An 18782-nucleotide genomic window follows, 5' to 3' on the forward strand; every position below is an offset into this window, starting at 1 on the left:
TCAATGTACCTGTCCCCTAGTTCCCTAACATCCTGGAGAACCGATAATCGTATTTTTTACCATATCAAGCAGATTGGAAATCTTACTTTTGGAAAATTCATTGTCTAGGCAATTCCCTAAAAGTCAACAGTAACAACTCTGGCCCACTGACATTCTCAGTTCTTCACCGCTTGAGATCCATTTATCAGCAACGTCTTGTGCAATATCTGACTCTGTTGAACTACCCACCAGTTATTGAACAGGCTCTACCCATAGTCCCTACGGTGAAAACTTTTAGTATCTTGCACGTTGGACTCACCGCACGCTCTACTCTGCTTGGTTTTCGCTACTTCGATACGTGTGGAGCGATTAGAACGTTGATGATTTTACACAACAGACGATTTTCCTGTTGTAACCTCCTATCTTCAGTTTTCAAAGAGCGTTTGTACAAATATACAGTAGCACAAACGTTCGCATCCCTCAACAATTTAGGCTAACGCCTACCGAAATTCATCTCTCACCTACTCATTGGGCTATGCCTTTCTCATTCGTTGAGGAAGGAGTCTTCTTTCGGAAAATGATAAAGTTACTGCCACCACAAAATTCAGATAGCATATAAAAATATTTTACCGGTTTTCTATAAACTGGCACCTAAGTTTTAAGCTAAATTGACACTTTTAAATATACCAATCCTTTGCTAATGTTTTCAGTAAATAAACGGAATTAAGGGGAAAGGATGCTGCTATCATCGGAAACCACTGTATGGACTGAACTCGTTTATCATGTCCAAGTGCTCGATAACGGTATCCATGGTGAAGGTTTTATATAATTTTTCGTTCTGACTGATAGCAGGAGTCCGTTGCAGTGTTGCCTATCATTAAGGTAACCCTGTTGAAGACGTACGCGATCTAGATTTCAAAGGAAACGGCAACCTTGCACTTCTCCCTTGATGCCTATAAAGAAAAGATAAGAAAGGTTTATGTCTATGCAAAAAACAACGAGTTATTCAAACACACGTACCTTCGATTTAATTCAAACATCAATGTTAATTGCACTCGTATTCGTTGCCACGGTCTTGTTAAATATCAAACTACCGATCACGGCAAATGGCGGTTTAGTTCATCTGGGGACAGCTATGCTCTTTATCGGGTCCATCTTATTTGGTCCTAAAAAAGGCGCCATCGCTGGCGCCGTTGGAATGGGGTTATTTGACTTAATCTCTGGTTGGACATTGTGGGCACCGTTCACTATTTTAGCTCGCGGCTTGCAAGGATATATAGTTGGGAAAATCGCCTGGTCGAAAGGCCGCAACGGAAATAGTATTGGTTTCAATCTATTTGCTACTATCATTTCGGCTCCTTTTATGTTAGCTGGTTATTACATTTGTGAATGGGTACTATTTAGTAGCTGGATTATACCAGCGGCCTCTATTCCCGGAAACATCGTTCAAAACGTTGTGGGGATCTGTGTAGCCATTCCAGTTTGTGCTGTACTGAAAAAAATTCCGCTTTTTAAATAGTTATTAAAAAGATGGACAATAACACAAATAATTCTTATAAACATTATTTTATAGTACATGAAAAAGGGGAAACGCTTCGTATATCAAGCATTCTCCTTCTTTTTTCCATTAAACTTCGGATTTAAATGAAATTTACTTTTGATCTTTATTTCCAATATACTTCTATTCCTACAATTTTTTCTTCCCCATTATCTTTCTTTATGGTACATGACTCAATGTAGTTCAAGAAGCCTTCCTCCCTTTTATTGATTTCTTGACACCTTCTTTTGGAATCGCAACTACTATAGCTAGTAAAGCTAGTCCAGCAAAAATAACATTTACCAGCAACCCTATACTTGCAGCCGCTTCCATATTTCCAGCCTTTTCAACTACACTATAAACAGTCACAGATATCGCTAAACCGAATGAGCTGCCAAGTGTACTAGTCATTTTATAAATACCTGCTGCCTCTCCTGCCTTTGCTGTCGGAACATTGTCTACGGCTGTATCTATAGATGGTGTCGCATAAAGGCCAAGTCCAATCCCATACACGGTAAAACCAATAAAAACAACAACCGAATAAATCGCATTTGGTAAGATTGTTAAGGTCATTAACATAATTCCAGCCATCACTAAAAGACAAGCTAAGATCATCGGTTTTCTTGGACCATTTCGTTGTAATACTTTTTCACCCACACGAATCATCACTAATACAGCAACTAAATTGCCAATAGATAATAATCCAGATTGAAAAGAACTGTATCCTCTTGCCATTTGGACATAGGTATTGGCAACAATAAGTGCTCCCGCTACAGCACTCAGTAAAAAGTTTGACACCGTAGCCCCAGTAAAATAGTTATTTTTAAATAAAGAAAGATCGATAAATCCGTTAGATTTTCCTTTTACAACGTTTAAAAATACCCAACCTCCTATGATAGTGACAGCCATTAACGTTAACGAAATGGGGCTTGTCCAACCGAAGTCCTCTCCACGTGTAATGACAACATTTAAAGCGACCATCACTAGGAGAAAGATAACAAAGCCAGAAAAATCAAATTTTGATGCATGGCTTTGTTCTGCTTTACTCTCTGGTACATTTTTAATTAAGAACATAGATAGCAATGTGAAGATGATGGAAAAAATAAAGATCCAACGCCATCCCAAAGACGTAGCAATTAAACCTCCAGCAAACGAACAAATGCCCATGCCGCCCCAAGATCCAAAAGACCAGTAACTTAAGGCCCTTTGTCGATCAGCACCGTCAAAATAGGTTTTCACCAAAGCAATCGTCGCAGGCATAATACATGCTGCCGAGAAGCCTTGAATCACACGCCCAATCATTAAGAGGACCGTCTCCTGTGCAAAGACGAGGCAAAGTGAACCAATTATATTTAATAGTAAACCAATAGTCGTAATTTTCTTACGTCCAATTCGATCAGATATTCCTCCAGCTGCTACAATAAACATGCCTGAAAATAAACCGGATAAACTAATGGCTGTATTCAAAAGTCCCAATGAAATTCCCATATCTAACTGAACTTCCGGCATCACATTTATTAGTGACTGTGAGAAAAGCCAATAAGTAAGCACCCCAAACACAATCCCCGTCATCATTCTATTATTACCTTTATAGCTTGTTTTCATGGTAAACCTCTCCTTTTTGGTTAAATATCCATTAAACTAACTATGTCTCTTCAGTGATGATGATCGTGTAAATTGCAGGCACAACAAAAAAGGGCAGAGAAAAACATTCTGTTTTTCTCTGCCCTTCTCTGTCCTTTTACCTGAGAGTTTAGCTCAATAGAGCCTTTCCCCTTTGGTGGCGTATCGATTCATACGCTCTCTCCAGAGATGTGTCCAGTTGCAGTTTCTTCTACCTGAGAGATTCGCTTCAAGGGTCTTATTGAAGTTTGCTCCTTCGGTGGCTTATACTAAACACTCTCCTGCAACTTTCATCCATCTTATATTTTCTGTATTTTCAGAATTATTATATATTTATAGAATAATTCTGAAAGTCGATCATGTCAACTAAAATCGAAAACGCTTTCAAAAACTACTGTCACTTTGACGCCCAAAAACATTCGTTTCACAAGACGTTTCACGGAAGGTATTAATATGAATGAAATGGAGAGCTTTACAGTGATCTGCTTCTCCTCTTGTATGAAGGACATGGGGCGGGGCTTCACGACTTATTAATATAGCCACTCTACTTAGCAGGTCTACTCATTGTACCTTGAAAGCACCCAAAATCCGGCTCCTCACCGCCACCATTGTGATTAGGTGGGTGTAGCGTGGTACACGACTAATCCTTTATATTTATAGTAAATGGTGGCGTGATAACGCCATATTCGTTTTGTATATAAAATAGCACTCAATAAAGAGGTTATGGGAGCATTGCTGTGAAAAAGGATCTTTCAGATGGTAACAGACCACCTAAACTATCGATTATTCAGATAATTCAGCCGAAGGAATTGGCTAACCGTTCCCATGATTCTCCCCTTTTCACTAATCTTAGTTTTTAGTAACTTTCGGTTTACTTTCTAATAATCCCTTAAAACTTTCGTGATGGGATATTGTCCTTGTTAGCAGGTTATGTTGCAGCAAATTATTTAGCAAATGAAGGGGTATGTCAAGGAGTCGAATGAGGAGGTAACGCTCTGAAAGTCTCCCCCTAGTTGCCACCTAAAATATCCTAATAATGTACTATTTCCATTTTCAATACCAGCCGTTTTTATGCTTCCTTAAAAACAATAAACAAAACAGATAACTCCTCTGATCGTAATTAGAGGAGTACATCTATGATCTCTTACCTATAGAAAATAAAGGAGGCTGGATACGTCCAATCTCCTTCTTGCTTATTAAAGACTTTATCTATAACTGAAAAAAACCTATTTATTTTCTTCAATTTAGACAATGTTATTTTTCAACTTTTCGAAACATGTTTTTATCAGGATCGTTCCTGAACCATAGAGGAGTAGGATAGCAAAGCAAGCAACAATTCTGATACAGCATCAATCGGGTGCTTATATAGAATTGTTAAGAAATCTTTTCAAATTCCCTCGTTCATTATTTTAGATGTTCATTTAGAACGTTCTCTTCCAAGACATCCAATGTATCGCCATACACTTTGATAATATGTTTTTCTCCCCAATTGCAAAGCGAATTTAAGATACCTTGTAAGCTCCAGCCATATTCACTTAGCTCATACTCCACTTTTGGAGGAATTTGATTATAAACAATTCTATTAATGACTCCATCTACCTCTAATTCACGTAATTGTTGAGTTAACATCTTCTGTGTAATATCAGGCATAAGACGTTTCAATTCACTTGTTCGTTTCTTACCGTGTGTTAGATGACATAGAATTACACATTTCCACTTTCCCCCTATCACTTCAAGTGTCGCCTCTACTGAAATATTGTATTTCTTTTTCTTCATATATAATTCCTCCACATGTATAGGAACTTAAAAGTGCCTATAGCACCTTTAGGTTCCTATAGTACTTTTAAGTACGTACTTCTCTAATGATTTCATATGTATCATAATAGCATTTATCGGTTGAGTTTTAATGTAATTATTTTTTTAGTTTACTTAAAACAAGATCGTTCATCCATGACCAAATTATTAAGGAGGAGAAAAATGTCTTTAGATAAAAAACAAAGTACATTAGCGCTATTAGCCTTAGCTATAAGTGCATTTGCAATAGGAACAACAGAATTTATCAGTGTAGGTCTATTACCATTAATAGCGAATGATTTACAAATATCTGTTACGACAGCAGGCTTAACCGTTTCCTTATATGCATTAGGAGTAACAGTTGGGGCACCGATTCTAACATCGATTACTTCTAGTATGTCACGAAAATCATTACTACTTTGGATTATGGTTATTTTTATTATAGGCAATAGTATTGCTGCTAGTGCGACAAGCATTGGTGTGTTACTTATTGCTCGTGTCATTTCTGCCTTTTCACATGGAGTTTTTATGTCCATTGGCTCTACCATTGCAGCAGATTTAGTACCAGAAAACAGAAGAGCTAGTGCTATATCCATTATGTTTACAGGACTCACGGTAGCCACTGTAACAGGTGTACCATTGGGAACATTTATGGGACAACAATTTGGTTGGAGAATGGCCTTTATCATCATTATTATAGTTGGAATTATTGCCTTAATCGCGAATAGTATCCTAGTTCCATCTAGTTTACGAAAAGGGACTCGTACAACGTTTCGTGATCAGTTCAAATTAGTGACAAATGGTCGCTTATTACTTTTATTTATGATTACTGCCTTAGGATATGGAGGAACATTCGTTGTCTTTACTTATCTATCTCCCATGTTACAGGACATAACAGGCTTTAAAGAAGGAACAGTTGCTGTGATTCTTCTTGTATATGGTATTGCGATCGCTATTGGCAACATGGTAGGTGGAAAGCTGTCTAATCACAATCCGATTAGGGCATTATTTTACATGTTTATTGTACAAGCGGTGATACTATTTATTCTGATGTTTACGGCGCCATTTAAAATAGCAGGATTGATTACCATTTTCTTAATGGGGGTTCTAGCTTTTATGAATGTGCCGGGATTACAAGTGTATGTGGTCATGTTAGCAGAACGATTTGTACCTACTGGAGTAGATGTGGCATCGGCCATTAATATTGCTGCGTTTAACGCCGGAATTGCAATTGGATCCTACTTAGGTGGTATTATCACAGACTCTATTGGACTGATTCACACCTCTTGGGTAGGAGCACTTATGGTACTGATGGCTGCCATCCTTGCAGGTTGGAGTGCATCTCTTGAAGGAAAAGACCAAAAAAGGGATATATTGAAGGAGGTGGTTTCCTAAGTAATAAATGTGTGAAATCACCAAATATAGAACGATCTCATTTCTCATAATAATAATTGGAGGTTATTTATAATGATTAAAAACATACAAGATACAACTACTTTGCATAATGGTGTAAAAATGCCTTGGTTTGGAATTGGGGTGTTTAAAGTAGAAGAAGGCCCTGAATTAGTTAATGCCGTTAAATTTGCAATTAAACATGGGTACCGTAGTATTGATACAGCAGCCATTTATGAAAATGAAGAAGGAGTTGGTCAAGCTATCCGAGAGGGGATAAAAGAAGCAAGTATCCCTAGAGAAGAACTATTTATTACATCGAAAGTTTGGAATTCTGATCTAGGTTACGAATCAACTATAGCGGCTTATGAAACAAGCCTAAAGAAACTTGATCTTGAGTATTTAGATCTATATCTTATTCACTGGCCTGTAGAAGGTAAATATAAGGAAGCTTGGCGTGCATTAGAGACTCTTTATAAAGAAGGAAGAGTAAAGGCTATTGGAGTAAGTAACTTCCAGGTCCACCATCTTGAAAACTTAATGAATGATGCCGAAATTAAACCGATGATCAATCAAGTAGAATACCATCCACGTTTAACTCAGAAAGAAATTCAAGCCTTTTGCCAAGAACATGGAATTCAGTTAGAAGCTTGGTCACCTTTAATGCAAGGTCAATTATTAGATAATCTAGTCTTACAAGAAATTGCAAATAAGTATAACAAGACTATTGCCCAAGTTATTTTACGATGGGATTTACAAAATGGCGTTGTAACCATTCCAAAATCCACGAAGGAACATCGAATTGTTGAGAACTCAACTGTATTCGACTTCGAACTAACTAAAGAAGAGATGCAGCTAATTAACGAGCTAAATCAAAATCATCGAGTAGGACCAGATCCTGACAACTTTGATTTTTAAATAACATAAAAAGCAGACCCTTTTCCTCTAATAAGTGAACTACACCCCAATTGTTAGACATATCTATCAATTGGCGGTGTAGTTCACTAGTTAGTAGAGATGCTTTTAATTTAGATTGGATCAAATGATTCTCATATATGTTTTAAACAACCTTACTTCATATTTGCATCAACTGCAACGCCTTGTTAACCTCTTGAACATCATTTTCTAATACGCTCTTCACATTCGATCCGAACCATTCCAATGAAGCATCTACCTCCATGATTGGAAGTACTTTTGCTAGGAATTCCTCATAATTAATTGCACCTTCAAACAATGGTACCATCCCATCTCTAGACCCCGATGCAGCATAAACATTGCTTGGAGAAAAAACACCAAGTTGTTCACGTGAGGCAATATTTTTAAAGTGAAAATGTGAGATATAAGGACGAAGTTGCTTCATGGCGCCAATTGGGTTTATCCCTGATTCCCATATATGCAAAACATCAAAGTTCACTCGCAAAATGGCTCAACTGTCTAAAGACCTATTGATCCAGTTGCAGATATCAGGATCCGAATGATCAATCCTCCTTTAGCTGAAGAAAAAGTATGTTGTACAATTCTAGTGTTAATACTTGATTTTCCGTCACCTTCCCACCCATTTTTGGCAGTTCCTTAACTACCAACCTATGAGCACATAGGGACAGGAATCCTGTGCAATTAGACGATTCTATAAAATGAAATATTTCTATTAATAGTCCTATTTTTATAACAATGTAAAAAAATAGGATTACTTTAAAATTTATGCTATCGTTATTCTATATAAATATACTCGATAATCCAACTCAATAAATGAATGAAAGAGGTGGAGTATGTTAAACACAGTGATAAAAAAACAAGAAATTTTAGAAGCATTCCAATTCAGATTCGCCACAAAAGAATACGACGAAAGCAAAAAGATTTCAGAGGACGATTTCCATTTCATTTTAGAAGCAGGTAGATTATCTCCTAGTTCATATGGTTTTGAACCTTGGAAATTTTTAATTATTCAAAGCCCTGAGTTAAGACAACGATTAATGAAAATAGCTTCAGGTGCAGAACGTCAACTTCGAGGAGCAAGTCATTTTGTCATTATACTTGCTCGCACGGATGTTCGATATGATTCGGAATATATTATCAATCATATAAAATCTGTTCAAAAAATGCCTGATGAGTTTCTCGAGATGTTAGTAGGTTCATTAAAAGGTTTCCAAGAAAACAAATTGAAACTCTTAGAAAATGAGCGTACTTTATTTGATTGGTCATCTAAACAAACATATATTGCTTTAGCAAATATGTTGACGGCGGCTGCACAAATTGGCATTGATTCTACACCAATAGAAGGGTTCAACTTTGATGATGTTCATTCCCTTCTTGAAAGTGAAGATTTACTAGAAAATGGAAAGTTAAAACCTTCAGTAATGGCGGCTTTTGGGTATCGTAAGGAAGAACCTAGAAGACCCAAAACAAGAAAAAATCTAGATGAAATTGTTCAATGGGTGTAATCAACCCCATTAGATACAAAAACCAAAAGCGATCTAAAGATGGGTTTTCCTTTAATGGTAGAAGGAATCCAAATCGACTGGGCAGGTCATGCATTTGAAGAGGCGGTTAAAGAAGCTCTTAAATTTGCTAAAAAAGAGAAGAAATTGATCGAATTTTCCACTAATCATTACGAAGCACAAATAGAATAGAAGGAGTTTGATCGAGATGAAAGTTTTTGTTGTTGGAGCAAACGGACAAATTGGTAAACATCTTGTACATTTATTAATAGAAAGTAATGAACATACAGTTAGAGCTATGGTTAGAAAGGAAGAACAAGCAAAAGATTTCGAAAAGTTCGGAGTAGAAGCAAAGCTTGCGAATTTAGAAGGTAGTGTGGAAGAAATTGCAGAAGCCGCAAAAGGTTGTGATGCCGTTGTTTTCACCGCGGGATCTGGTGGTCATACAGGCGCAGACAAGACAATCTTGATCGATTTGGATGGGGCAGCTAAAACGATAGAAGCTGCTGAGAAAATTGGCATTCAACGATTTATTATGGTAAGTGCGATTTATGCTAATCGAAGAGAAAATTGGAGTAGTATAAAACATTATTTGGCTGCCAAACACTATGCGGATAAAATCCTTGAACAAAGTAGCTTAACCTATACGATTATTCGTCCTGGAGGTCTTTTGAATGAACCGGCTACTGGAAAAGTTTCAATTGCCGAAAATTTAAGTGCAGCATCTATTCCACGTGAAGACGTAGCTAAAACAATTATGGCCACTTTAACAGCGGAAAACACGTTTAATCGTTCATTTGATCTTGTGTCTGGTGAGGATCTAATTTCTGAAGCATTAAATAAATTCTAATCAGGGACATAGGGACAGGAAATTGAACTGCCCCCAATTGTTAGACACACACTAACAATTAGGTGTAGTTCAACCTGTCCCCTTGTTCCCAGAGTGAATAAACCCCTCGGTATTCTATCTACATTTTACGTATAACAAACTCTTAATGATCCCTGTTCACAATATAATTTAATAGATGCTTCAGAAAAGGAGTTTTCCGGGGTATCTCGTGCATCGCTTCCATCGCAAGACAATAATGTTCCCACATTGCTTTTCTAGCACCTGCAGCACCTAGGATTGACACAAAAGTTTTATTGTTGTTTTCAGCATCTTTTCCAATTGGTTTTCCAAGTGCGTTCAAATCTCCCTCAACATCAAGCAGATCATCCTTAATCTGAAACGCAATTCCGGCATGCTGAGCAAATTTTTTCAAGGCTTCAATTTCTACCTCATTGGCATGGGCGAGAATGGCAGGCATGACGAGGGAAGCTTCGAATGCAATCCCAGTTTTATAAAAACTTATCATATTCAATTGTTCCAGTGTCAATTGTTTCCCTCTAGAATTCAAGTCCATTGCTTGTCCCTTACACATATCCTCTGTCATTTGGGCCGAATATTGAATCAAGTTAAGTACAGTTTTCGAATCGAACTGATCTAGAGATGCTTGTTCCCGGGTTGCCCTCTGGGTCAGAAAGAGACCGGTTAATTCAGCTATCGCAATGGTATACACTTGATGGAGGGTTGGCCGCCCCCTACGGATGGACGCATTATCTTGGGATGGCAAATCATCGAAGATTAGGGATGCGGTATGCATATACTCCAATGATCTTAGAAGTGGAACGATTGCTGATCTTTCTAATCCATATACATGAACACCCATCACCCAAGTCACAATTGGCCTCAACCGCTTTCCATCGCCTACTAAACTATAATTTGCAGCATCAATGATCGGGTCCTCTTTCATCAAAGAAACATAATCGATTCTAGGGATATGTAAGATGTTGTTGATCTGATTGCGTACGGTTTCGATCGTATCTAAAAATTTTTCCTGCTCTTTCCGCTCATTTTTCAGGATGGTAAGCATATGGTCCCGAAGCAATTTATCAAAGAAATCCACATCATCCGCTTTTTGAACCATTTTTTTGATTACACGATTGAAATTCGGATTTTCAGGAGCAAATAACTCCATAACTTCATTGTATTTTTTGGTTCCCATTCGTTCTTTAAATCGTTTCAGGCCATTTATCGCACGATCTAAAATCACTTCACAGGTCTTCGTATCTGAATGATACACGTTATGGATCAAATGGGAGATGACCGTCCAGTATAATTCAAATGGATTTATAAGATCCGGACGTTGATCATGATATTTCATATAATAGGTATAAGGGGTTACCGCACCGTCCTTCATGTCATCAAACATATCTGCAAAATCATCAGCAAGCTGATTGTAAATCCCATAAAAGAATGTTCGGTTGTCAAAACCCTCGTCAAAAGAAGCACTGATTACTGAACGGACAATTAATCGGGAAGAAGAGGATTTTAAAATAATCGGGATATAAAGCTCTTCATTAGTGTAATTCGCATTGGATAGTTCTTTTACACGGTCCACTTCCTGAGAATGAAAAAACACATAGGATTGCTCGAAAAAATTTTTTCTCGTCTCTGGTCGCTGATAGGCCTTCATATACTCAAAGGCATCTCGGAGTTCCGTATGAATATAGCGGATTAGATCTGAGTTTTTTCCAGTCCACTCTCCCAATTCCGGAACAGCACCTGTGATAAGTGTGGTACGTATTAAATCGGAATATTGTCTTTTCTCTTTTTCGGATAAGACTTTGGCATCGAGAAGATCGTCAATGAATGGATAGGTCAGACCATAGAAATACCCTAACCGAATAGCCTCATCAAGTTTCTGAGAACGTTCTTCAGAAGATATTTCATCGCCCATCTCATCCACCACATGCATGATTACCCCAGCCATGATTTTGATAAGTTTTCGCTGGGCTTGCTCTGCATCCATTCCCTTTGGAATATTGGAAGAGACAGTCTTTAGTTTGTCCATCACCCAAATCATCGTGGATTCAACACCTTCCTCCTGGGCCTTCCGATACACCCCAGCCATGCTAAACATCTCCGAATTGTTCCCTCGATTGGTTGAGGTGGAATGAGTCAGGTGTGTTTTTAAACGGTCAACGACACGTCGAATCCTTGTCTGTGTGTCAGATGAGTCCAAAGCTTTGCCTAGATCCCGCAAGAAAATATAAGAGATGCTGCGATCCAGGTAATTATCTAGTTTATCTGTGTAATCCAGCCATTTAATATAATTGTGATACTCCCGAGAATCAGCTTTGTTCTTATCGCGCAAAAAAAAGGATACGAATGAATGATGATGGATGTGATTCTGTTTCCAGGACCGAATATCTTTTGTCAAAGTAGGTACATAGGTCTTTTGCATAACTTGCGTATAAAGTGATTGATAATATTGAACAGCCTTTTTCTCCGCCAATCGATAGCACGCATCAGCATTTTTTATTAATTCCTTATTCATACTATACATTCCCTCTACTTAACGACTTCTTATAAATAAATGCAATTCATACAAGCATTTTTCATAAAAATCAACCAAAATATTTTCCTCAAAAATCACATCTCTTTAACCCGAAAGCTAAATATAAACCTTTGTAGTATATACCTTTTTCCACAATCTCTCTTAACACTATGAACTTACAGATCGTTTAATGTCCCCAAAATCAACTTTGATGAAGATTTATTAACATTCGATATCTCTACTAAAAAAATTCCGATATTCTGTGGGAGGCAATTTTCACACTTTCACTCTTAGTATGCTGCAAAACCCCCAAAAGGCTTCCCATCATTTAAGATACGAAGCCTTTTTAGTAATGATTATTATGTAAACACCAGCTGTACCGACAGTTCTTCCATTTGGATGCGGGAACTGTCTTCAGTTGGAAAGGCATGCTCATGTAGCCGTAAATGACTATACGTTAGGAAATCTTGGAGTTCCTACTGCATTATGTGATTTCATGCTTGAAGTCTATTTTGCATTCACATCTGGTTGATGAATTCCAAATATATTGCCTTCGGTATCCATATAGTATCCTTGCCACGCCATTCCAGGCAAGGCATATTTAGGCATTGCGACTTGGCCACCATTCTCAATAATTTTAGTTTCCGTTAAATCGTAGTTTTCCACTCCCATTGTACAAGCAAATGCATTTAACCCCTGATTTGCTTCCGGAGGAGCACTTTGACGCTGCATCAAAGCTCCATCGATTCTTGGTTCATTTTCATCACCAGTCACGGCTCCAAAGTAAGGCATACCAGCATAATCACTCCAATTTTGAAAAGACCATCCGAACACCTCTCCATAAAACTTCTTTGCTCGTTCCATGTCATCTACATGAATTTCAAAATGAACTAATTTCCCCATGATTACCTCCTAATTTTATAAAATTTTTCTTTAAATCAACTAGTTTGTTCGCTTCCAATTACTTCTCTATTATCGTGATAAATATGGATATATTCAATTATAATACATTCACCGTATATCCAACATTATCTGTTGTTTTTATGAACTCCCAAATGATATAAGCAATAAATGAAATCATTGCTCCGATAAGCATCATAAAAAAAGGGATGTTAAACGAAAAGGAGTCAAAAAGATCATAATATCGCACTAATCCAATTGCAAACAATAAACGTGTTAAAGTCGATGGAGTTAGTCTTAAAGTTCTCGCAATATCTGACTGACGACTATTTCTATTTTCATCCAAATAGCAAAGTGCCAAAATATGAGAAACACCTAGGTCATCATTATACAAGCATGGACATTTAAGGGTAAGGCTACAAGCTTGTACCGTCTAATGACGAGGGAGTTTGACCACGCATTTGTAAATTAAAGTAATGACATGCAGCTCTAATTAGCCTTGATTACTCACATATAGTTTCGGTGTATTAGATTTATAGATACGGATAAGTTGATCTCCCATATATGATGATGATTGTTGAAAGTTATTTTCAATCCATTCTAGTATCAAGTCTATCATTCCATAAATCAGATAAGTGGTAAAAATATGAATGTCCAAATTAGGGTCGTTCTCAGTAAATGAGTAGTCAAATTCTTCTCTATATAACGAATCTAATTTTTTTGTCAGTTTTTCACGAAAATTATAGTTAGTTGACGGTCTTAACATGAGCTTCTGAACCTCTCATGACTAAAGTCATGAGGTTCTAAGGTACTTTCATTCAGCCTTCGTCTGAATGACCGAAAACGAGTTTTCGGCTGACATCAGCCACTCAGCTATTTCCCTTAGACTTTCATGGACAAAGCAACGATTGCTGCCTAGCCAAGTCGGATTCATACTATAATTAATATACATTCGACAATTCGTAACAAATCCATTCAAAAAAACTCTGTAGAGATTTCTCTCTACAGAGTTTTCTTGAATCTTCTTTGTACCTACCAATATCTTAATAAGGCTTGAGAAATGACTAATGACTTATTCAAACTCATAAACTGCAACGGTTCCTGAAATTTCATGAGTTGCAGCTAATAAAGCTTTACCTGTAGGGCTTTGGTCAGCAGGGATGAATTGCAATCCTTCCGGTGAAACATCTCCGGCAAATTTACCTGCATCGTCTCCTTTAAGGTCACCAGCAAATTCTGTTACTGAAAAATCACGACTTGAAAGCAATGTTACAAATTTTGGCGCTTCTGGATTTGTTAAATCATAAACCATGATACCGCTGAATCGTTCTAAAGCGATAAATGCATAAGTAGTTTCATCAATTATGCCTGTTACAGCTGTTTCTGGTTCCGGACCTTTACTGCTACTTCTGTCATCCTTTGCTACTTTTTCATTGTCAATATTAAAGTAATCAGGAGCGGCTTGTGCAATTATTGATTCAAATTCACTTCCACTGTCATAAACCGATTCCATCGTGTCTGCATTGAAAATGGAGAAACTACGCCCGCCAAAGCCATATAATGCTTCGTATTTACCAGTTCCAAGATTTTTTCCACTTTCAATTGTAACTTTAAAATCTTTTAATTTACTAAGGTCGAATGCATCTAATTCTGCTTGTGTATAACCTGCATAATTGTTCTCATTTAATTGAATCTCACCCAATTTGCCGATTTTCTTTTCCTCTGAATAACCATCCCAATCACGGGTATCTCCTTCATTCGGAGTGATGATATACGTCGTTCCACCTGCTGTAAAAGTACTAATTGCATCTGGTAGATAGTAAGTTAAAATCGGCTGTTTTTCGATTTTGATTTCACCATCTTTAATTGCATCCATTTCATTTCCTGGTTTAGAATGATCAATTACTCCCAGACCTTTTACATCAACAATTTTTCCTTCTACAAGATCAATCGTTGCTATGGCATTGTTTTCTTGCATTGAAACGTATGCTGTTTTGCTATCTTCAGAAACGGTGATATATTCTGGTTCAAGTTGTTGTAATTTTGTACCTTTTGAAGAAACACGAACTTTTTCATCCAGTAAATCTTCCGCAAACTTAAGTTCTTTAACTGTAAATTTTGCAGGTTCACCCGTTACATCAATAACAGAAATAGAACCTTCTGGATCTACAGAGTAATCATCGTTTGGTTCACCTTCGTTGGCTACAAGTGCCTTTGTCCCATCTGGGGTAAAAGTCACCATGTCTGGTAATGCCCCTACTTGCACCTTAGATAGGAATTCACCAGTCTTATTAACAAATACAATGTATCCTTTGTCTGTTTTCGAACTGTTTACAGCAGCAACAGCTACTAAATCTTTTGTAGGATGTACAGCAATACTTGTAATACTATCTACATTTTCAATACCAAACTCAGATAATAGAACACGTTTTTGAGATGCTACTTCTGTAAATTTACCAGACTCTAAATCAGCAAATGATAAAATATCAAATCCACTAACTGCACCATTTGTTACAAATGCTTTTTGAGTCTTAGCATCATAAGCCAAAATTTCTGTTCCTGCTGCTCCTTTTCCACTGTCATATCTAGCAATTTGTGATACCTTTAAAAGATTGTTACCACTAGAGTATTGTAAAGTAGGTTTTAATGCTGGTTCTTTGCTATTCCCGTCTTATACCACATTTTTGTGGCTTTCGTTTCGGGCCTACACCGTACGTGCGACTTTCACCGCATACGGCGTTCCGTCAGTAGTGTACTCTTTCTTATTTCCCCAGTATATAGTACCATTTGAAAATGGTTATTATTTGGATATAAAGTAAAGATATTGTAAGCATATTGTAAAGAACAGGAGAACTTAATAAGCTCTCCTGTTCTTTACAATATGCTTTATTTAAGAATAATATTTTCTGTGCTAGCTCCATCTTCGTAGATAATTTCTTTTTGCGGGCGTAGGGACAGGTTCATTTTTATTATGCTCACATATGACTTGAAGCTTTTCTGGCGTAACTCCGCCTGTATGTAAAACGGTATACTCGATATTCCTTTTCCTCATAGTTCGCTATGTAACTTGGTCGTATTGATAACTATAATATCGTTGTCTTTATCTTCTAACAGATAGGGAACGTATACACCCGCTACTTGTTTAAATCCAGAAACAAAGTATTTACCCAAGGTAGTCATTTTTCTGATATAATAGTTCGGTAGTTTTGAGCTTCTGGGAGGTTTCACAATGAAATTAAATAAAGGTATTTTATTTGTATTATTAGGTGCTGGATGTTTTGGTTTTACACCGATATTTGCTAAATTGGGGTTTAGCTACGGCTACTCACTTGGCCAAATTAATATCGTTCAAATGATTTTTTCCTCATTATTATTATGGTCTTTCACTCTAATTAAACGCCCCAGCTTTAAAGGGCTAAATAAGAAAAATCTTCCTCAAATTATGATAACCGGTTGTTTTATCGGATTAACAAGTATTTTTTATTATGGTGCGATGCAATATCTACCGGCCTCATTAGCCATCATTTTAATGTTTCAATTCGTTTGGATAGGAATTATTTTAGAATGGATTTTTAGTAAAATAAAACCTGCCCCTGTAACCGTATTGTCCATCATTTTAATTTTGATTGGGGTCTTTTTTGCTTCCAATATATTAAATGGCGACATACAAGGACTACCTTTTAAAGGTTTCCTTTTTGGTATTCTATCTGCATTCACTTATGCCGGATTTATTTTTTTCAGTGGAAAGGTCGCTGTAAATGTAGACCCATTGATTCGGACTTCTTTAATGGCAACTGGGTCAACCATCTTAGTACTTGTCCTATTCATGCGTGACATTTCATCTGTACTGCCATTGGAGGCAAACTTATTAACGACCGCCGTTGGTGTTTCGCTATTTGGTGCAGTCCTTCCCCCACTATTTTTCGCAGTGGGCGCACCATTGGTTTCAGGTGGAGTCGCCAATATATTAACATCCATTGAATTACCGATCGCCATCCTATCAGCCAGCCTTATTTTATCAGAAGCGGTAATGCCGATTCAGTGGTTAGGCACGGCTATTATATTAGCAGCGATTGCGTTAAATGAACTTGGTAGTAATCTTTTTAGAATAAGTAGGCCAATCAAGGCGTAGAATTTTGAACTGCACCTTCAATTGTTAGACACAACTAACAATTGAAGGTGCAGTTTTCTTATGAAAAAGTATTCTTTAGAAACTAAATTAGCTGCTGTTCATTCTTACCTTCATTTGATCGGCTGTCATTTTTATCATAGCAGCTACCCCAAAAAAAATTTCAAAATATCAAGAAATGCTATTCTATTATTAGCGTTCTAAGTTTGTAAAAATTCTCTCTAATGATTGGTGTGTTTCTTCGTTATGTTCTAGTATTCTACCAGATCTATAATATGATAATTTCATTTCCGGCCCACTTGCTATATTTAGTAAGATACTGATCGGTATATACCCAACTGATGAAATCGAAGTATTTGGGCTGATAGGCAAGTTACCAAAACCAGCTTCAGGTAATAAGTTATCTGTATAGGCCAAAGGAGTGAGAAAATGGGTAGACGAATAAAACATACTTCACGTGACGTGGAGGAGTTAGCTAGGCTCATGCTGGCGGAAGCGAGCGGTGAAGGAGTTCAAGGGATGAACATGGTGGGATCGGTTGTAGCCAATCGAGTCGAAGCTGACTGTGCACCTGACTTCAAAGGGTTACGCAATATCAGACATGCGATTTATCAAACCATACCCGGAACTGGTATTCCCCACTTCGAGCCTGTCTTAAATGGATCATTGTATACACAACGTCCCGACGAAGCTGACCTCCAGAGGGCTAGGAATTTGTTACAGGGTCATAGGGAACCTCGTTCAAGAATGAATTTGTGGTTTTTTAACCCCAGTCCAGGGAAAAAGTACCGAGCTCCTTGTACCGAAACGATGCCAAGATCCCCAATGACGAAGTTCGACTTTTCGCATAAGAACCATTGCTTCTATGTTGCGGTACCGGGCTATTGCCCAGAGTTTTATAGATAAATTAAAAAGGAGCTGATCTTCTCATGACTTGTGGAGACTCTAGTTATAATCCAATGAATTATTATCCAACTTCCATGATGCGAGTTAGTGGCGCACAACAACCTGCTGGCTTCCCAGCGAATATGCCATCTGGACCCTCGTACGGTGTTCCAGTGGTTCCTATCGGGACTGGGCAGCAATTTGGGGGAGGCACGATGGAAGAATCATTTATCGAAAATATCCTACGCTTCAACAAAGGTAAGGTAGGTACATTCTACTTTACTTATCAAGGTAACAGCAAATGGAATGCAATGGTTTACCACGGACGCGTAGAAACGGCTGGTCGTGACCACCTCATCATCAGCGACCCTTCCACCGGTAAACGCTTTCTGCTGATGATGGCAAATCTCGACTGGGTAGAATTCGATGAACAAATTAACTATCCTCAACCGGCAATTAGTCCGGATGTTCAGGCATCCCTGACGACATCGGAGTGAGTTTGTAGAACGCTTAAAACCCGCTTACTTCTTTTTTTGAAAATGAGCGGGTTTGTAGTTCTAACCACATATAGAATGCGGATTTAGCAATAATTGGATAGGGTGAACTAACTTCAATCTTAATTTATTTAATACGAGGTAAAATCAGATTAAATAACAAATGATTTTACCTCATTTTATTATTATTTTTTGTAATGTCCCATTTTGTCCCTATTTTAAGGTGAATAT

At 37.6% G+C, this 18782-nt stretch carries 17 protein-coding genes, 2 pseudogenes and 1 riboswitch; of the genes and pseudogenes, 9 read left to right on the top strand and 10 right to left on the bottom strand.

Features of this window, described 5'->3' with window-relative positions:
• Positions 1–33: 33 nt before the first annotated feature.
• Positions 34–216: pseudogene (locus ACIQZI_RS15310) on the bottom strand (DNA alkylation repair protein); the annotation flags it as partial.
• 748 nt (positions 217–964) lie between these two features.
• Here ACIQZI_RS15310 and ACIQZI_RS15315 point away from each other — a divergent pair.
• Positions 965–1498, top strand: a complete 534-nt coding sequence (locus tag ACIQZI_RS15315) for an ECF transporter S component (RefSeq protein WP_403075177.1) — start codon at positions 965–967, stop codon at positions 1496–1498.
• Between the two features lie 222 nt (positions 1499–1720).
• Here the strand turns inward: ACIQZI_RS15315 and ACIQZI_RS15320 are convergent, their stop codons facing one another.
• Positions 1721–3121, bottom strand: coding sequence for an MFS transporter (locus ACIQZI_RS15320; protein ID WP_403074412.1), 1401 nt, complete (start codon positions 3119–3121; stop codon positions 1721–1723).
• Positions 3122–3239: 118 nt separating this feature from the next.
• Positions 3240–3336: riboswitch (glycine riboswitch) on the bottom strand.
• Positions 3337–4543: 1207 nt separating this feature from the next.
• The gene (locus ACIQZI_RS15325) at positions 4544–4915 is read right to left on the bottom strand and encodes a winged helix-turn-helix transcriptional regulator (protein WP_062184061.1); all 372 of its coding nucleotides are present in this window, start codon (positions 4913–4915) and stop codon (positions 4544–4546) included.
• A 201-nt stretch (positions 4916–5116) separates the two neighbouring features.
• Here ACIQZI_RS15325 and ACIQZI_RS15330 point away from each other — a divergent pair, with 201 nt between their 5' ends.
• Together ACIQZI_RS15330 and ACIQZI_RS15335 are read left to right on the top strand one after the other, a co-directional pair.
• Positions 5117–6328, top strand: coding sequence for an MFS transporter (locus ACIQZI_RS15330; RefSeq protein ID WP_403074414.1), 1212 nt, complete (start codon positions 5117–5119; stop codon positions 6326–6328).
• A 72-nt stretch (positions 6329–6400) separates the two neighbouring features.
• Positions 6401–7243, top strand: coding sequence for an aldo/keto reductase (locus ACIQZI_RS15335; RefSeq protein WP_062184068.1), 843 nt, complete (start codon positions 6401–6403; stop codon positions 7241–7243).
• A 157-nt stretch (positions 7244–7400) separates the two neighbouring features.
• Here the strand turns inward: ACIQZI_RS15335 and ACIQZI_RS15340 are convergent, their stop codons facing one another.
• Positions 7401–7739 carry a hypothetical protein gene (locus tag ACIQZI_RS15340; protein WP_403074416.1) on the bottom strand — a complete coding sequence of 113 codons (339 nt, stop codon included), beginning with the start codon at positions 7737–7739 and terminating at the stop codon, positions 7401–7403.
• 355 nt (positions 7740–8094) lie between these two features.
• Between ACIQZI_RS15340 and ACIQZI_RS15345 the strand changes: the two genes are divergently transcribed.
• The 3 genes and pseudogenes from ACIQZI_RS15345 (at position 8095) to ACIQZI_RS15355 (ending at position 9613) form a co-directional block, all read left to right on the top strand.
• Positions 8095–8766, top strand: a complete 672-nt coding sequence (locus tag ACIQZI_RS15345) for an NAD(P)H-dependent oxidoreductase (RefSeq protein ID WP_403074418.1) — start codon at positions 8095–8097, stop codon at positions 8764–8766.
• A 36-nt stretch (positions 8767–8802) separates the two neighbouring features.
• A pseudogene (locus ACIQZI_RS15350) lies at positions 8803–8928 on the top strand (hypothetical protein); the annotation flags it as partial.
• 43 nt (positions 8929–8971) lie between these two features.
• A complete protein-coding gene (locus ACIQZI_RS15355) occupies positions 8972–9613 on the top strand; it encodes an SDR family oxidoreductase (RefSeq protein ID WP_403074420.1) in 642 nt (213 codons plus the stop codon).
• 142 nt (positions 9614–9755) lie between these two features.
• On the opposite strand, the gene ACIQZI_RS15360 is transcribed toward ACIQZI_RS15355, so the two are convergent.
• The 6 genes from ACIQZI_RS15360 to ACIQZI_RS15385 form a co-directional block, all read right to left on the bottom strand.
• Positions 9756–12143: a polyprenyl synthetase family protein gene (locus tag ACIQZI_RS15360; RefSeq protein ID WP_403074422.1), complete on the bottom strand. Its 2388-nt coding sequence runs from the start codon at positions 12141–12143 to the stop codon at positions 9756–9758.
• A 507-nt stretch (positions 12144–12650) separates the two neighbouring features.
• A complete protein-coding gene (locus ACIQZI_RS15365) occupies positions 12651–13046 on the bottom strand; it encodes a VOC family protein (protein ID WP_062184079.1) in 396 nt (131 codons plus the stop codon).
• A gap of 97 nt (positions 13047–13143) precedes the next feature.
• Positions 13144–13437, bottom strand: a complete 294-nt coding sequence (locus ACIQZI_RS15370; RefSeq protein WP_403074424.1) for a hypothetical protein — start codon at positions 13435–13437, stop codon at positions 13144–13146.
• Between the two features lie 99 nt (positions 13438–13536).
• Positions 13537–13809 carry a TetR-like C-terminal domain-containing protein gene (locus tag ACIQZI_RS15375; protein ID WP_403074426.1) on the bottom strand — a complete coding sequence of 91 codons (273 nt, stop codon included), beginning with the start codon at positions 13807–13809 and terminating at the stop codon, positions 13537–13539.
• A gap of 48 nt (positions 13810–13857) precedes the next feature.
• Positions 13858–13995 carry a hypothetical protein gene (locus ACIQZI_RS15380; RefSeq protein WP_157279623.1) on the bottom strand — a complete coding sequence of 46 codons (138 nt, stop codon included), beginning with the start codon at positions 13993–13995 and terminating at the stop codon, positions 13858–13860.
• Positions 13996–14115: 120 nt separating this feature from the next.
• Positions 14116–15636 carry a choice-of-anchor I family protein gene (locus tag ACIQZI_RS15385; protein WP_403075180.1) on the bottom strand — a complete coding sequence of 507 codons (1521 nt, stop codon included), beginning with the start codon at positions 15634–15636 and terminating at the stop codon, positions 14116–14118.
• Positions 15637–16272: 636 nt separating this feature from the next.
• Here ACIQZI_RS15385 and ACIQZI_RS15390 point away from each other — a divergent pair.
• The 3 genes from ACIQZI_RS15390 (at position 16273) to gerQ (ending at position 18554) form a co-directional block, all read left to right on the top strand.
• Positions 16273–17175, top strand: a complete 903-nt coding sequence (locus ACIQZI_RS15390; protein WP_403074429.1) for an EamA family transporter — start codon at positions 16273–16275, stop codon at positions 17173–17175.
• A 480-nt stretch (positions 17176–17655) separates the two neighbouring features.
• Positions 17656–18078 (top strand): cell wall hydrolase, encoded by a 423-nt coding sequence (locus ACIQZI_RS15395; RefSeq protein WP_403075183.1) that lies wholly within the window; start codon positions 17656–17658, stop codon positions 18076–18078.
• A gap of 194 nt (positions 18079–18272) precedes the next feature.
• Positions 18273–18554 carry a spore coat protein GerQ gene (gerQ, locus tag ACIQZI_RS15400; RefSeq protein WP_403074431.1) on the top strand — a complete coding sequence of 94 codons (282 nt, stop codon included), beginning with the start codon at positions 18273–18275 and terminating at the stop codon, positions 18552–18554.
• The last annotated feature ends 228 nt before the right edge of the window (positions 18555–18782 follow it).

The sequence above is a fragment of the Peribacillus sp. NPDC096379 genome (assembly GCF_044762875.1).
Classification (GTDB): Bacteria; Bacillota; Bacilli; order Bacillales; family DSM-1321; genus Peribacillus.

Excerpts from the sequence above, each read along its gene's own strand:
- ACIQZI_RS15330 (WP_403074414.1), top strand. The coding sequence starts at position 5,117 with ATGTCTTTAGATAAAAAACAAAGTACATTAGCGCTATTAGCCTTAGCT.
- ACIQZI_RS15365 (WP_062184079.1), bottom strand. The coding sequence starts at position 13,046 with ATGGGGAAATTAGTTCATTTTGAAATTCATGTAGATGACATGGAACGA.
- ACIQZI_RS15355 (WP_403074420.1), top strand. The coding sequence starts at position 8,972 with ATGAAAGTTTTTGTTGTTGGAGCAAACGGACAAATTGGTAAACATCTT.
- ACIQZI_RS15380 (WP_157279623.1), bottom strand. The coding sequence starts at position 13,995 with ATGTATATTAATTATAGTATGAATCCGACTTGGCTAGGCAGCAATCGT.
- ACIQZI_RS15390 (WP_403074429.1), top strand. The coding sequence starts at position 16,273 with ATGAAATTAAATAAAGGTATTTTATTTGTATTATTAGGTGCTGGATGT.
- gerQ (WP_403074431.1), top strand. The coding sequence starts at position 18,273 with ATGGAAGAATCATTTATCGAAAATATCCTACGCTTCAACAAAGGTAAG.
- ACIQZI_RS15325 (WP_062184061.1), bottom strand. The coding sequence starts at position 4,915 with ATGAAGAAAAAGAAATACAATATTTCAGTAGAGGCGACACTTGAAGTG.
- ACIQZI_RS15320 (WP_403074412.1), bottom strand. The coding sequence starts at position 3,121 with ATGAAAACAAGCTATAAAGGTAATAATAGAATGATGACGGGGATTGTG.
- ACIQZI_RS15345 (WP_403074418.1), top strand. The coding sequence starts at position 8,095 with ATGTTAAACACAGTGATAAAAAAACAAGAAATTTTAGAAGCATTCCAA.
- ACIQZI_RS15315 (WP_403075177.1), top strand. The coding sequence starts at position 965 with ATGCAAAAAACAACGAGTTATTCAAACACACGTACCTTCGATTTAATT.
- ACIQZI_RS15360 (WP_403074422.1), bottom strand. The coding sequence starts at position 12,143 with ATGAATAAGGAATTAATAAAAAATGCTGATGCGTGCTATCGATTGGCG.
- ACIQZI_RS15375 (WP_403074426.1), bottom strand. The coding sequence starts at position 13,809 with ATGTTAAGACCGTCAACTAACTATAATTTTCGTGAAAAACTGACAAAA.
- ACIQZI_RS15335 (WP_062184068.1), top strand. The coding sequence starts at position 6,401 with ATGATTAAAAACATACAAGATACAACTACTTTGCATAATGGTGTAAAA.
- ACIQZI_RS15395 (WP_403075183.1), top strand. The coding sequence starts at position 17,656 with ATGCTGGCGGAAGCGAGCGGTGAAGGAGTTCAAGGGATGAACATGGTG.